At 73.5% G+C, this 13456-nt stretch carries 13 protein-coding genes and 1 pseudogene; 8 read left to right on the top strand and 6 right to left on the bottom strand.

The window, feature by feature from the left end:
* Window positions 1-533: 533 nt before the first annotated feature.
* Both H7H31_RS09015 and H7H31_RS09010 read left to right on the top strand, forming a co-directional pair.
* Complete coding sequence (locus H7H31_RS09015) at window positions 534-1670, top strand: sensor histidine kinase (RefSeq protein ID WP_408648000.1); 1137 nt, start codon at window positions 534-536, stop codon at window positions 1668-1670.
* Between the two features lie 199 nt (window positions 1671-1869).
* Entirely contained in the window at window positions 1870-2736 is an 867-nt protein-coding gene (locus H7H31_RS09010) for a nucleotidyltransferase domain-containing protein (protein WP_187117854.1), read from the top strand.
* 47 nt (window positions 2737-2783) lie between these two features.
* Here the strand turns inward: H7H31_RS09010 and H7H31_RS09005 are convergent, their stop codons facing one another.
* The 4 genes from H7H31_RS09005 to H7H31_RS08990 all read right to left on the bottom strand — a co-directional run bounded on the left by H7H31_RS09005 (window position 2784) and on the right by H7H31_RS08990 (window position 5334).
* Window positions 2784-3260, bottom strand: coding sequence for a MarR family winged helix-turn-helix transcriptional regulator (locus tag H7H31_RS09005; RefSeq protein WP_187061702.1), 477 nt, complete (start codon window positions 3258-3260; stop codon window positions 2784-2786).
* Between the two features lie 90 nt (window positions 3261-3350).
* A complete protein-coding gene (locus H7H31_RS09000; protein ID WP_187061701.1) occupies window positions 3351-4049 on the bottom strand; it encodes an AIM24 family protein in 699 nt (232 codons plus the stop codon).
* Window positions 4046-4696, bottom strand: a complete 651-nt coding sequence (locus tag H7H31_RS08995) for an AIM24 family protein (protein ID WP_187061700.1) — start codon at window positions 4694-4696, stop codon at window positions 4046-4048. Before H7H31_RS08995 ends, H7H31_RS09000 begins: the two co-directional genes overlap by 4 nt.
* On the bottom strand, window positions 4696-5334 hold the full coding sequence (locus H7H31_RS08990) for an AIM24 family protein (RefSeq protein ID WP_187061699.1): 639 nt from the start codon (window positions 5332-5334) through the stop codon (window positions 4696-4698). The genes H7H31_RS08995 and H7H31_RS08990 overlap by 1 nt, the downstream gene beginning before the upstream one ends.
* A 186-nt stretch (window positions 5335-5520) precedes the next feature.
* Here H7H31_RS08990 and H7H31_RS08985 point away from each other — a divergent pair, with 186 nt between their 5' ends.
* The 6 genes and pseudogenes from H7H31_RS08985 to H7H31_RS08960 all read left to right on the top strand — a co-directional run bounded on the left by H7H31_RS08985 (window position 5521) and on the right by H7H31_RS08960 (window position 10601).
* Entirely contained in the window at window positions 5521-5865 is a 345-nt protein-coding gene (locus H7H31_RS08985) for a DUF3817 domain-containing protein (RefSeq protein ID WP_176164194.1), read from the top strand.
* On the top strand, window positions 5862-6158 hold the full coding sequence (locus tag H7H31_RS08980) for an MTH1187 family thiamine-binding protein (protein WP_187061698.1): 297 nt from the start codon (window positions 5862-5864) through the stop codon (window positions 6156-6158). Before H7H31_RS08985 ends, H7H31_RS08980 begins: the two co-directional genes overlap by 4 nt.
* Before the next feature lie 90 nt (window positions 6159-6248).
* Window positions 6249-7505, top strand: coding sequence for an alpha/beta hydrolase family protein (locus H7H31_RS08975; protein WP_187061697.1), 1257 nt, complete (start codon window positions 6249-6251; stop codon window positions 7503-7505).
* A gap of 139 nt (window positions 7506-7644) precedes the next feature.
* Window positions 7645-8151: pseudogene (locus tag H7H31_RS08970) on the top strand (MarR family winged helix-turn-helix transcriptional regulator); the annotation flags it as partial.
* Between the two features lie 208 nt (window positions 8152-8359).
* The gene (locus H7H31_RS08965) at window positions 8360-8692 is read left to right on the top strand and encodes a DUF3817 domain-containing protein (RefSeq protein ID WP_176164198.1); all 333 of its coding nucleotides are present in this window, start codon (window positions 8360-8362) and stop codon (window positions 8690-8692) included.
* A 208-nt stretch (window positions 8693-8900) separates the two neighbouring features.
* A complete protein-coding gene (locus tag H7H31_RS08960; protein WP_176164199.1) occupies window positions 8901-10601 on the top strand; it encodes an acyl-CoA mutase large subunit family protein in 1701 nt (566 codons plus the stop codon).
* A gap of 96 nt (window positions 10602-10697) precedes the next feature.
* On the opposite strand, the gene H7H31_RS08955 is transcribed toward H7H31_RS08960, so the two are convergent.
* Window positions 10698-11966, bottom strand: a complete 1269-nt coding sequence (locus tag H7H31_RS08955) for an alpha/beta fold hydrolase (RefSeq protein WP_187061695.1) — start codon at window positions 11964-11966, stop codon at window positions 10698-10700.
* 117 nt (window positions 11967-12083) lie between these two features.
* On the bottom strand, window positions 12084-13403 hold the full coding sequence (locus H7H31_RS08950; RefSeq protein WP_232109751.1) for an alpha/beta hydrolase: 1320 nt from the start codon (window positions 13401-13403) through the stop codon (window positions 12084-12086).
* Window positions 13404-13456 lie beyond the last annotated feature (53 nt).

The raw sequence follows: 13456 nt of genomic DNA, 5'->3' as shown, positions 1-13456 counted from the left end.
CGGTCCGGGCGCGGGCCACCATCGGCGCCAGCGTGGTGGTCGCCCTGGCCCTGGTGCTGGCCGGGGTCGTCGTGCTCGGCGTGCTCCGGGACAACCTGCGGGAGCAGACCACCCTCCAGGCGGACGTGCGAGCCCGGGAGGTCGCGGCCCGGCTGGCCGCCGGCGCCCCCCTCGAACTGGACGAGGACCCGCCGGTGCAGGTGGTGGACGAGGACGGGCGGGTACGGGCCGTGAGCGAGGACCTCACGCGCATCACCGGCACCGGTCACGCCGGCGTGCGCGCCGTCGCCCCGCCCGAGCGCCCGGCCCCGACCCCCACCGCGAAGCCCGACCCCACCGCGCGGCCCACCCCCGGCCGTACCCCGGAGCGCGACGACGATCCCGACGAGCGGGACGGCCAGGACGAGCGGGAGACCCCGGAGCAGGGGGAGGGCCGCGCGGACGCCGACGAGGACGCCGACCCGGAGGACGACGCCGCCCGGGAGGCCGCCGACGAGGCCGCCGAGGACGCCGCGGAGGAGGCGGCCGAGGCCATCGAGCGCGGCGAGAGCCCGCACCAGGTGCTGCCCGGGCAGGGCGAGATCCACGACGGGGCCACCCACCACGAGGGCTCGGCCACGGTGGACGGGGAGCGGCGGGAGTACCGGTTCGCCGCCGTCCGCGTGACCACCCCGCTGGACGAGTCCCTGACCGTCTACGCCGGCGCTCCGCTGGCCACGGAGCGGGACGCGGTGGGCACCGTGCGCCGCGCGATGCTGATCGGTCTCCCCGCGCTGCTCGCCGTCGTCGCGGCCGTGACCTGGCTGGTCACCCGGCGCGCGCTGCGCCCGGTGGAGGACATCCGGCGCGAGATGGCGGCCATCACCGCCAGCGCCGACCTGTCCCGACGGGTGCCCGAGCCGCAGGCCAGGGACGAGGTGGCGCGCCTGGCGGTGACCACCAACGAGACGCTGGCCGCGCTGGAGGGCTCGGTCGAGCGGCAGCGCCGCTTCGTCGCGGACGCCTCGCACGAACTCCGCAGCCCGATCGCCAGCCTGCGCACCCAGCTCGAGGTGGGCGTGGCCCACCCGGAACTGCTGGACCCCGAGGGCGCGGTCGCCGACGTGGTGCGGCTCCAGCACCTGGCGGCCGACCTGCTGCTGCTGGCCCGCCTGGACGCGGGGGAGCGGCCGGTGCGCGGCCGGGTGGCGCTGGCGGAGCTGGTGCGCGCGGAGGTGGCGCGGCGGGTGGGCGACCGGGTCGCCGTACGCGCCGACGAGCTGGCCGACATCGACGTCAGCGGCTCGCGCGGGCAGCTCGTCCGGGTCCTGGGCAACCTGCTGGACAACGCCCAGCGGCACGCGGAGCACGCGGTCGAGGTGTCGGTGCGGCGAGAGCGCGACGCCCGGGGCGCGTGGGCGGTGCTGGCCGTCGCCGACGACGGGGCCGGCGTGCCGGAGGCCGAGCGGGAGCGGATCTTCGAGCGTTTCGTACGGCTCGACGACGCGCGCAGCCGCGACGACGGCGGCGCCGGGCTCGGCCTGGCCATCGCGCGCGACGTGGTGGCGCGGCACGGCGGCACCCTGACGGTGCGCGAGGCCCCGGCGGGCGGCGCCTGCTTCGAGGTGCGGCTGCCCGGCGCGGCCCCGGCCGGGGCGGCGGACGCGCGGGGGGCCGGGGTCGAGGGCTGAGCGCCGGGGCGGTAGCGTCCGTGCCGTGTAGTGACGGTTGAGACGCCTCGATGCCCCGGCGCCGTACGAGCCCTGCTCCGGCGCCCGCTCGACGTGTCCGCGCTGCCGCGGGGAGCGCCGCCCCTCCGCGCCCTCCTCGCGCCCCTTCGCCCCTCAGCCCGCCTTCGCGCCCGTCGGCGCCCTCGACGATCGGACGACCATGACCGACGCCCCGCTCCCCGACCACGACACCCCTGACAGCCACACCCCCGACCACGACGCCCGTGACCGCACCCCCGACCACGGCGCCCCCGACCACGGCGCCCCCGGCCTCGACGCCACCGACCGTGCCTTCCTCGACCACGTCGCCGACCGGCTCGCGGCCCTGCCGGCCGTGCGGGCCGTCACCCTCGGCGGCTCGCGCGCCGACGGCTCGCACACCCCGGACAGCGACTGGGACCTGGCCGTGTACTACCGCGGCGGCTTCGACCCGGCCGACCTGCGCGCCGTCGGCTGGCCCGGCGAGGTCTCGGGGATCGGCGACTGGGGCGGCGGCGTCTTCAACGGTGGCGCCTGGCTCACCGTGGACGGGCGCCGCGTGGACGTCCACTACCGGGACCTGGAAGCCGTCGAGCACGAGGTGGCCGAGGCCCGCCAGGGGCGTTTCCGCTGGGAGCCGCTGATGTTCCACCTCGCGGGCGTCCCCAGCTATCTGGTGGTCGCCGAACTCGCCCACAACCGGGTGCTGCGCGGCACCCTGCCCCGCCCCGCCTACCCGGTGGCGCTGCGCGCGGCGGCCCCGCCCGTCTGGCGCGAGCGGGCGACCCACACGCTGGCGTACGCCGACGCCGCGCACGCCCGGCGGGGTCAGCTCACCGAGGTGACCGGGGCGCTGGCGACCGCCGCCGCGTACACCGCGCACGCCGTGCTCGCCGGCCGGGGCGAGTGGATCACCAACGAGAAGCGGCTGCTCCAGCGGGCGGGGCTGCGGCCCGTCGACGCGCTGGTGGCCGGGCTGCGCCCGGAGCCGGCGGCGCTGAGCCGGGCGATCGATCAGGCGCGGGAACTGTTCGCGGCGGCCCGCTGAGCGAGGTCCCGTCGGGCGTGACTGCCCGACGGGACCGACCGCAAGCCCTAGCCGATCTTGCGTCGGGTGCGCAGGTGCTCCGCGACGGGCGCGAGGGAGCCGTAGAGCGCGTCGATCCCGCTGGCACCGAGCAGGTCGATGAAGTGCTGCCGCACCGAGGCGACGTGGTGCGGGGCGACCTCGCGCATCGTCTCCCAGCCGCGGTCGGTGAGGACCGCGTACAGTCCGCGCCGGTCCGACTCGCAGTTCTCGCGGCGGACCAGGCCCGCGTTCTCCATCCGGGTGATCTGGTGGGAGAGGCGGCTCTTGGACTGGAGGGTCGCGGCGGCGAGGTCGCTCATCCGCATCCGGTGGTCCTCGGACTCCGAGAGGTTCACCAGGATCTCGTAGTCGTTGTTCGTCAGGCCGAACGGCTGCAGGTCCCGTTCGAGCTGGTGCATGAGCAGACGGCTGACGTCCAGGTGGGCGCGCCAGGCGCGCTGTTCCTCGTCGGTGAGCCAGTTGGTGCCGGTCTCGGTCTCCATGTGATTGATTCTACCTAAAGAAGTTGAATTCTGAACCAATGGATGTATGCGGCTGCTTGAGGTCACGCGTTCGACGTTACACTCCGCAGGCTACCGATCACGAACCGGTACCCCCGCCTGGTCGGGGGAGGCGCCGGTGGCGATCTCGTCCATGAGTTGCTCCGTTGACTGCAGGAGCACGGTGCCCGCTCCCACGAACTCAAACTGGTGCTCCTCGCCGGAGGTTCCGCCGAATCCGGTATGCGCCCGCACGCCACCGAGGAAGCCCCGCAGGTACTGGTGGTCGTAGTGGTGACAGGGCGAGGGACAGTCGGCCCAGCCCACCAGGGCCTGCGGGTCGACGCGCAGCGGCGGCTCCATGAAGACCACGGGCCCGTTGGACGCCGCGACGAACGTGCCGGTGCCGATCAGCGTGAGGAAACCGGGCACGATCGACTGCTTGAGCGACAGGGACGGCTGGAAGGCGAGCAGGTTGCCGGAGCGGATCGTCAGGTTTCCGTCGTCGAGGTCGTACGAGTTGACGTCGAAGGCCCGGTCCGCGAGGACCATCTTCCCGCGCCCCTCGGCCACCACCCAGTCGGCGGCGTGCAGCGGGGAGTGGAAGCTGCGGGCGATGAGCCGGTCGAGCCGGCCAAGGCCCACGCCGTGGAAGTCGATGTCGCCGTAGTACGCGATCATCTTGCCCCGCTGGAGGAACCACTGGCCGTCGAGCGCCACGCTGAAGGCGTACGCGTTGACGTTGTCGCTGGCCGGCAGCGAGTGCGCGTCGAACACGACGGGGCTGGTCACAGCTTCTCCTCGGACGCCTGGACGTACACCGTGCCGGTGCCTGACAGGGCGAGCTGGAACCCCTCGCCCGAACCACGTCCGACCAGCTCGCGCCAGCCGATCGCGGTGGTGAGCTTGTTGCGGACCTTGCCGCGGTGGGCGACGTACGCCTGCGGGTCCACGTGGACGTCGCGGCCCGGGGTGATCGGCAGCTCGATGACGCCGCCGTGCGCCATCACCGCCACCGAGCCGTGCCCCTCCAGGGTCGTGGTGAACAGGCCCTGCCCGGAGACCTGGCCGCGCACCATGCCCATCACACCGCCCTGCGAGCCCATGAACATCGTGCCCTGGCGCAGCGTGCCGTCGAAGGCGAGCAGCCGGTCCGCCTCCACGTACAGCGTGTCCCCGCTCAGGTCGACCACCCGCACGTAATGGCCGCCGTGCCCGAACAGCACCGTGCCGTTGCCCTCCACCGTCATCAGCGGCGTCGCCTCGTTCGCCACCCGGCGCCCGATCATCGACATCACGCCGCCCTGGCCGCCGGTGATGCTCGGCGTGAACGCGACCTCGCCCCGGTAGGCGAGCATCGCCCCGCGCTGGCTGAACATCGTCTGCCCGGGCGTGATCGCGGCCTCCACGATCCGCGTGTTGACCATCGTGAACGGCATCAGACCTCACCGCCGACCGTGTTGCGCTCGCTGGGCTGTACGTACACCAGGCCCTCGCCCTCGAAGCGGATCTGGAACGCCTCCCCGGAACCCTCGCCTATCAACGTCCGGAAGTTGACGCCCGACTGGAAGTGCTGCTGGAGGCGGCCGGTGTGCGCGACGTAGGCGCCCGGGTCCACCCGCAGCGGGTACTCCGGCGTCACGCGCAGCACGACCGCCTCGCCGGCTGAGACGAGCGCGGCCTGCCCGCTGCCCTCGACGGTCGTGGTGAACAGGCCGTTGCCCTGGGAGGCGCCGCGCAGCCCGGTGAAGGTGGTGCCGGTACGCAGGGCGCCGTCCGTGCACAGCAGGTTGCTCGCCTCGACGTACAGCTTCTCGCCGTGCAGCGTGACCAGGTTGACCTCGCTGGCCCGGTCGGCGAAGTAGCAGGTGCCGTGTCCCTTGACCTCCATGACCTCCATCTGTTCGCCGGTGAGCCGCCGGGTGACCATCCCCCGCAGACCCTCTCCGCCGCCGGTCTTCTTCTTGAAGGTCATCTCGCCGTCGTACGCCACCATCGAGCCCTTTTTGGCCTTGACGGTGTCACCGGTCAGGTCGACGGCGAGGACCTTGCTCCCGTGGAGCCGAAAGTGAGCCACACAGGGGACGCTATCGCTCGCGACCGGCACCGCACAGGTCCCACCGGGCCGCCGGTCGCCCGCTGGTGGGCGCGGTGCGGCCCGGACCCCGGGGCAGTGATCGTCCGGGTAACTGTCACAATGGCAGGGCTTGTGAAGGCGGGCACAAGGGGTGCCCGTCCCGCCCTCGTGACTGAAGGTGCCCCCGTGGACATCAAGACCGCCTCCGCCCTGCGCCGGCTCCGCCTGGTCTCCGCGCCGGAGGCCATCTCCTTCCTGCTCCTGCTCGTGTGCTCGGTCCTCAAGCGCACCACGGACTTCAACGCGGTGCCGGTGATGGGCGCGGTGCACGGCATCCTGTTCGTGCTGTACGTGATCTTCTGGGCCGACGCCTGGAACCGGACCAAGTGGCCGGTGGGCACCGCCGCCCTGTACTTCGTGCTCTCCGTGCTGCCCACCGGCGGCTTCTTCGCCGAGCGCAAGCTCAAGCGGGAGGCCGAGGCCGGGGTCATCGCGGCCCGGGCCCGCAAGGAAGGGATCGTCAACGCGTGATCGTCGCCTTCTCCGTCACCCCGCTCGGCGTCGGCGAGGACGTCGGTGAGTACGTCGCCGACGCCGTGCGCGTGGTGCGCGAATCCGGTCTGCCGAACCACACCGACGCGATGTTCACCTCCGTCGAGGGCGAGTGGGACGAGGTCATGGACGTCGTCCGGCGGGCCGTCGCGGCGGTCGAGGCCCGCGCCCCGCGCGTCAGCCTGGTGCTCAAGGCCGACCTTCGGCCCGGCGTCGTGGACGGGCTCACCTCGAAGGTGGAGACCGTCGAGCGACACCTGACCCAGGGCTGACGACACCGCCCGACCCGGCCTCAGGTCGTACGGGAACGTCGGACCCTGGTATGACGCAAGGGTGCCCGTACCTGACCTAGTGTCACGGGCATGAAGAAGATCACCCGTGGTCTGGCGACCGCGATCGTGACCATGGCCATCGCCGTGCCGGCCACCCTGACCGGCACGGCCTCGGCCGACCAACGGCCCTCCGGCGCGCCGGCCGTCGACCGGGCCGCCCCGTTCGCCGAGGTCGCGCCCGGAGCCCACGCCACCGGCGACGCCCAGCACCACAAGAAGGGCGTCCGCCTCGCGCTCCCGCGCCCCACGGGCAGATACGCCGTAGGCCGCGACACCCTCCACCTCGTGGACGAGCACCGCAAGGACCCCTGGGTCCCGACCGCCGACCGCGAGCTGATGACCTCGGTCTACTACCCGGCCAAGCCCGGCACCGGCAGCCGGGCCGGCTACGGGACCTACGCCGAGGCCAAGGCCGTGCTCGACGCCCAGCCGGACATCGGCAAGCTCGTCACGCCCCGCGAACTCAGCTCCACCCGCACCAACGGCCGCGAGGACGCCCGCCCGCTGCGCGCCGGCGGCCCCTACCCGCTGGTGGTGCTCTCGCCCGGGTACACCATGCAGCGCTCCTCGCTCACCGTGCTGGCCGAGGACCTGGCCAGCCGTGGTTACGTGGTGGCCACCGTGGACCACGCGTACGAGTCGGGCGGCTCCAGCTTCCCCGGCGGGCGCCTGCTCGACTGCGTCTCCTGCGACCAGGTGCTCCCGACCGAGGACCTGCGCCGGGTCTCCGACGGCCGGGCCAAGGACGTCTCCTTCCTGCTGGACGAGTTGTCCGGGCCGAAGGCCAGTTGGCGGCACGCCGCCCTGATCGACGACCGGCGCATCGGCATGGCCGGCCACTCCATCGGCGGCGCCGGCACCGCGGCGGCGATGGCCGCCGACCCGCGGGTGCGGGCCGGGATCAACCTGGACGGCACCCTCTTCACACCGATACCCGAGAAGGGCCTGGACGGGCGGCCGTTCATGCTGGTCGCCAGCGACCCGAAGCTGATGCCGCCGGCCCCGGAGGACACCTCCTGGGAGGACGGCTGGAAGCGCCTGGACGGCTGGAAGCGCTGGCTGACGGTCACCGACGCCGGCCACCTCAGCTTCACCGACTGGCCCGTCCTGGCCCAGCAGTTCGGCTACACCGACCCGATGGCCCCGCTGTCCGGCACCCGCTCCCAGCAGGTCACCCGCGCTTACGTGGGCGCCTTCTTCGAGCAGCACCTGCGCGGCGTGCCGCAGCCGCTGTTGGACGGACAGAGCCCGGCCCACCCGGAGGTCGTCTTCGCGCGCAAGGGCTGACGCCGCCCGGCGGGGCCCCGCCCCGCCACGGCCCGGCCCGCGCGCCGCGCTCCGCCCCGCCGGCCGACGGGGCGGGGTGCTCCGCCCGAAGTCTGAGACGGGGCTGACCGCCATATGACCGGCCGGTAGGGTCGGTGGCGTGGCAAAACCGCTCAGTCTCGCCTTCGATCCCATCGCCCGGGCCGACGAACTCTGGCGGGAGCGCTGGGGCTCCACGCCGTCGATGGCCGCCATCACCTCGATCATGCGCGCCCAACAGATCCTGCTGGGCCAGGTCGACGCGGTGGTCAAGCCGTACGGCCTGACCTTCGCGCGCTACGAGGCGCTGGTGCTGCTCACCTTCAGCCAGGCCGGTGAGCTGCCCATGTCGAAGATCGGCGAGCGGCTGATGGTCCACCCGACCTCGGTCACCAACACGGTGGACCGGCTGGTCAAGTCGGGCCTGGTGGCCAAGCGCCCGAACCCGAACGACGGCCGGGGCACCCTGGCCTCGATCACCGACAAGGGGCGCGAGGTGGTGGAGGCGGCCACCAGGGACCTGATGGACATGGAGTTCGGGCTCGGGGCCTACGACGCGCGGCAGTGCGCGGAGATCTTCGCCCTGCTGCGCCCGCTGCGCGTGGCGTCCGGCGACTTCGCCGCCGAGGCCGCCGGCCCCACGGCGACCGACACCACCCACGAGGCCGAGGCCGTCCACGAGGCCGACACCGCCCTCGCGACCGGCCCCGACGCCGCCCCCGCGACCGGCCCCGACGCCGCCCACCACGGCACCGCCCGCACGCCGCGCTGAACCGCCGCGCCCCCGACCCGGCCCGGCCAAGATCCGTCCGGTACGGGCGGTTACGCTCGATCTCATGAAGCGAAGCGTGTTGACCCGCTACCGGGTGATGGCCTACATCACCGCCGTGATGCTGCTGGTGCTCTGCACCTCCATGATCTTCAAGTACGGCTTCGACAAGGGCGCCGACGCGACCCTGGTCATCTCGCAGATCCACGGCGTGCTGTTCATCATCTACCTGATCTTCGCCTTCGACCTGGGGCAGAAGGCCAGGTGGCCGTTTGGCCGGCTGCTGTGGGTGCTGGTGTCCGGCACGATCCCGACGGCCGCGTTCTTCGTCGAGCGCAAGGTCGCCCAGGACGTCGAGCCGCTGATCGAGGCCCCGGAGGCGGAGCCCGCCCAGGCGTGAGGCCCGGCGCCGGCCGTGGCGGGCGCCGCTCCTCCTCGCCGTCCCGGCCGCCGTCTCACTGGCTGACCCTCGGGAAAACCGTCCACCCGCCTTCGATCCGCCGCCACCTGGGCCGATGCGCTCCACGGCGCCCGCTGTGGGGCGCCGAACGGCGGCGTGACGCAGTTCGCCATCGACAATTACTAGGACGTCCAAGTAAATTTGTGGCATGGACGCCGAAGGCATTGAGGAGGGCCGCCGTCGCTGGCAGGCCCGGTTCGACGCGGCACGCAAGCGCGACGCCGACTTCACCACGCTCTCCGGAGACCCCGTCGAGCCGGTGTACGGCCCGGCGCCAGGCGACACCGTCGAGGGCTTCGAACGCATCGGCTGGCCCGGTGAGTTCCCCTTCACCCGTGGCCTGCACCCCACCGGCTACCGGGGCCGGACCTGGACCATCCGCCAGTTCGCCGGCTTCGGCAACGCCGAGCAGACCAACGAGCGCTACAAGATGATCCTGGACGCGGGCGGCGGCGGCCTCTCCGTCGCCTTCGACATGCCGACCCTGATGGGCCGCGACTCCGACGACGAGCGCTCGCTCGGCGAGGTCGGGCACTGTGGCGTGGCCATCGACTCGGCCGCCGACATGGAGATCCTGTTCAAGGACATCCCGCTCGGCGACGTGACCACCTCGATGACGATCAGCGGGCCCGCCGTGCCCGTGTTCTGCATGTACCTGGTCGCCGCCGAGCGCCAGGGCGTCGATCCGCGCGTGCTCAACGGCACCCTGCAGACCGACATCTTCAAGGAGTACATCGCCCAGAAGGAGTGGCTGTTCCAGCCGGAGCCGCACCTGCGGCTCATCGGCGACCTGATGGAGCACTGCGCCCAGCACATCCCGGCGTACAAGCCGCTCTCCGTCTCCGGCTACCACATCCGCGAGGCCGGGGCCACGGCCGCGCAGGAGCTGGCCTACACGCTGGCCGACGGCTTCGGGTACGTGGAGCTGGGGCTCTCGCGCGGCCTGGACGTCAACACCTTCGCGCCGGGCCTGTCCTTCTTCTTCGACGCGCACCTGGACTTCTTCGAGGAGATCGCCAAGTTCCGGGCGGCCCGCCGCATCTGGGCGCGCTGGATGCGCGACGTGTACGGCGCCACCTCCGAGAAGGCGCAGTGGCTGCGCTTCCACACCCAGACCGCCGGCGTCTCGCTGACCGCGCAGCAGCCGTACAACAACGTGGTGCGCACGGCCGTCGAGGCCCTGTCCGCCGTGCTCGGCGGCACCAACTCGCTGCACACCAACGCCCTGGACGAGACCCTGGCGCTGCCCAGCGAGCAGGCCGCCGAGATCGCGCTGCGCACCCAGCAGGTGCTGATGGAGGAGACCGGCGTCGCCAACGTGGCCGACCCGCTGGGCGGCTCCTGGTACGTCGAGGCGCTGACCGACCGGATCGAGGCCGACGCCGAGAAGATCTTCGAGCAGATCAAGGAGCGGGGCCGGCGCGCGGTGCCCGACGGGCAGCACCCGATCGGGCCGATCACCTCCGGCATCCTGCGCGGCATCGAGGACGGCTGGTTCACCGGCGAGATCGCCGAGTCCGCCTTCCAGTACCAGCAGTCCCTGGAGAAGGGCGAGAAGCGCGTGGTCGGCGTCAACTGCCACCACGGCTCGGTCACCGGCGACCTGGAGATCCTGCGGGTCAGCCACGAGGTCGAGCGCGAGCAGGTGCGGGTGCTCGGCGGGCGCAAGGCCGAGCGCGACGAGGCCGTGGTCAGCGCCTCGCTCGACGCGATGCTCGCCGCCGCGCGGGACGGCTCCAACATGATCGAGCCGATGCTCGCCGCCGTCCGCGCCGAGGCCACCCTGGGCGAGATCTGCGGCGTGCTCCGCGAGGAGTGGGGCGGCTGGACGGAGCCCGTCGGCTTCTGACCGGCGGCCCACCGACAGCGGGACCGGAGGCGGTCCGCACACCCGACGGGGTGCGCGGGCCGCCTCCGGCGTGTTCCCGGCCGGCGCCCCGACGGCTCAGCCCAGGCGCGCGTACCAGTTCGCGTTCTGCCCGATCGCCCGCAGGTAGGTGTCGCCGTGGTCGCGGTCGCCGTGGTTGGTCACCTTCGCCCGCACCCCGTGTTCGGCCAGCGACCTGACGCAGGAGGTGGTGTTGCCGATGGGCACGTCACGGTCGCCGGTGGAGGTGTGCAGCCGCACCGGCGCGGTGGGGGCCCAGTCGCAGACGCCGTCGTTGCGCTCGATGACCTCGGCGAGCTTGCCGGTCGGGTGCTTCAGCCGCTCGGTCCACTCGTCGGTGAGCAGCGCCTTGATGTTCGGGGCCAACCCCTTGGCGATCTCCTGCTCCGTGTGGTCGTTGTCGAACAGCGTCTCCACGGTGGAGGCGTAGGGCTCGCGGTAGACCTCGCGCGGGTCGTCGTAGAGGTGGTGCAGCCGGTTCTGGGCGGTCAGGAAGTACGAGAGGTAGTAGACGGCCGAGCTGTCGTCGATGCGGCCGTCGAAGATCGCGGGCAGCTCCTGGCCCGCGATGTCGTACGGGCCGGCCACCGGGGCCAGCGAGCGCACCCGCAGGTGCCGGTCGACGCCCCGGCTCAGCTCGCGGCCCACGGCCATGGCGACCTGGCCGCCCTGCGAGAAACCGGTCACGTGGACGTCGCGGGTGAGCGTGCGGCCGTGCTGGGCGGCGGCCTGGCGCGCGGCCCGCAGCGCGTCGACGGAGGCGGAGACGGAGGAGGCGGTGTCCACGTACGGGTGGGTGCCGGGCCCGGTGCCAAGTCCCAGGTAGTCGGGGGCGACGGTGGCCCGCCCGCCCGCGCTGTACAGCCACGCGGCCAGCGTCGAGAAGTCGTCGCCGGTGGACGGGGCGCCGCCCCGGTAGGCCATGGTGCCGTGGTGTTCGGCCACCGTGGACAGCCGCTTGCCGCCGCCGTCGGGGAGGGCGAACAGCGCGGACGCGGTGGTGGGCTCGCCGGTCGGGGTGATGGTCGCGTAGGTGAGGCGGTACGTCGAGACGCCGTGACGCACCGTGGACGCGTCGGTGCCGTTGGCCTTGACGACCCGGGCGATCTCCTCCCGGGACACCTGCTGGAGCGGGGTCACCGACAGCAGGGTGCCGCGCGCCCGGTCGCCGTGCGCCTGCCCGGCGCGGGCCGTGTCGGGCCGGTCGGCGGTCGCCGACGGCGGGGCGGCCAGCGCGGGGGCCGCGCACACGGCGGCGAGTACGGCGGCGGCGACGGCGGTCAACCCGATGGCGGGGCGGGAGGTGCGGCTGCTGCGTGAGGTCATGATCAGATCGTTGACCACCGAGCGCCGCGTCACCATCGGGCTAACCCCCGCATCGGGTGGGGTCTTCCCACCGGCGGGTGGTGGTGCGTGCCCCAGCCGGGCGGGTGCGCCGGGGCGTCACCCCCGCTGGGCGAGCCAGCGGGCGTTGTCGGAGAGCGCGCCGAGGTAGCTGCGCAGGTGGTCCACGTCGCCGTGCTGGACGACCTCCGGGTGGGCACCGCGCCGACGCAGCTCGCTCGCGCAGGAGGCGGTGTTGCCGGTCGGTACGTCGCGGTCGCCGGCCGCGGTGTGCAGCCGTACGGGCACCCGGGGCCGCCACTCGCAGACGCCGTCGACGCGCGCGATGACCTCGGCGAGGGCGCCGGTGGGGTGCTGGAGCCGCGCGGCCCACTCCTCGGTGAGCAGGGCGTCGACGGTGGCCGACAGGTCGCGCGCGACGTCCTCGTCGCTGTGCTCGCCGTCGAACAGCGTCTCCATCCGGTCCGCGTACGGCTGGCGGAAGACCTCGCGCGGGTCGTCGTAGAGGTGGTGCAGCCGGTTCTGGGCGGTCAGGAAGTACGCGAGGTAGAAGACGGCCGAGCCGTCGGCGACGCGGCCGTCGAAGATCGCGGGCAGCTCCTGCCCCGCGAGGTCGTACGGGCCGCTGACGGGCGTCAGCGAGCGCAGCCGCAGGTGCCGGTCGGCGCCGTGGGCGAGGGCGCGGCCGAGGCCCATGGCGACCTGCCCGCCCTGCGAGAAGCCGGTGACGTGCACCTCGCCGGTGAGCGCGCGGCCGAGGCGGGCGGCGGCGGTGCGGGCGGCGCGCAGCGCGTCCAGCGAGGCGGAGACGGAGGAGGCGGTGTCCATGTACGGGTGGGTGCCGGGGCCGGTGCCCAGGCCCAGGTAGTCGGGGGCCACGGTGGCCCGGCCGCCGGCCGCGTACAGGTAGGCGCCGAGCCGGGTGACGTTGGCGCCGACGGAGGGCGCGTCGTCGCGGTGCGAGACGGTGCCGTGCAACTCGGCCACGGTGGACAGCGCGCGGTCACCGCCGTCGGGGAGGGTGAGCAGGGCGGACGCGGTGGTGGGCGCGCCGGTGGGGGTGATGGTCGCGTACTCGAACCGGTAGGTGGCGATGCCGTGGCGTACGGAGGAGACGTCCACGCCGTGCCCGGCGACGGCGCGGGCGACCTCGTCCCGGGACAGGCGCGACAGCGGGGTGACCGAGCGCAGGGCGCCACGGCCGTGCTGGACGTGGGCGCCCGCGTCGGTGGTGGCCGGGCTGGCCGCGAGCGCGGTCGCTGTCGGGGTCGGGGGAGCGGGGCGCGGCGGGGGAGGGCTGGCCAGCGCGGGCGCGGCGCAGGCGGCGACGAGCAGGGCGACGGCGACCGTGGTGGCGCCGCGGCGGGGTCTGTGCCACGGCGCGGCGGCCGGGCGCGGTAAGGGGTGGTGTCGGGTCATGCCGTGAGCGTGCCCCGTCCCGCCGCCGCGGCATACGCGCCATCCGGCCGTTC

This window comes from Streptomyces buecherae (assembly GCF_014295035.1).
Taxonomy (GTDB): Bacteria; Actinomycetota; Actinomycetes; order Streptomycetales; family Streptomycetaceae; genus Streptomyces; species Streptomyces youssoufiensis.
Note: the sequence above shows the minus strand (reverse complement) of the source record. Positions and strands in the feature narration are given on the sequence as shown.